This is a genomic window from Aminobacter sp. P4_D5 (assembly GCF_056401815.1).
Genome location: NZ_JBFUIP010001434.1, coordinates 1 through 512 on the forward strand (window position 1 = coordinate 1; position 512 = coordinate 512).

The 512-nt window shown below is 61.3% G+C and carries 1 protein-coding gene; it reads right to left on the reverse strand.

Annotated features, from left to right (window positions below; translation table 11 throughout):
- Positions 1-186: 186 nt before the first annotated feature.
- Positions 187-512 (reverse strand): hypothetical protein (locus tag AC1DWF_RS38825; RefSeq protein WP_476843707.1); only part of this gene is annotated, 326 nt, incomplete at its 5' end.

A 512-nucleotide genomic window follows, 5' to 3' on the forward strand; every position in this document is an offset into this window, starting at 1 on the left:
CGCCTGATCCGCGAACGCGGGATCCGGGGCGGTTAGGTAAGGCCGCCCAAGAAACGGAGTTTCTTGGTGGTGCAGCGAGGGGTGCGGCTAAAAGTAGCGGTTTGCCCGGGGTTTGAAGGCTCACCCAGGCTTGTAGCTGGTCGGGTAGGGCCTCCGAACAGGGCATGGTTCCTGCAGGGGTAACGGTTAGTGTTTCACCGGGAGCGAGCGCCAGCCAGGCAACGCGTCGGTCCTCTGACCCGCTTTCAGTAAGACAACAATCTCGGTGACAACGGCACCGCCCATCGAGTGCGTCAGCGGGGTGATATGGTAGCTCTCCTCCGCCGACAGCCAGACTGGTCCGAGCAGAAGAAAATGCGCCGGCTCATTCGGGATATCGGCAAAACCCACCAATCGCCGCCTATGGCCGGGCAGCCCGTCGTAGCGGAAGACCTTCATCGGGCTCTCGACTTTGCGAATGCTTCGCATTGAAACGCCGATCGCAGCATTTGGCTGCATGCGCGTCCGTCGAA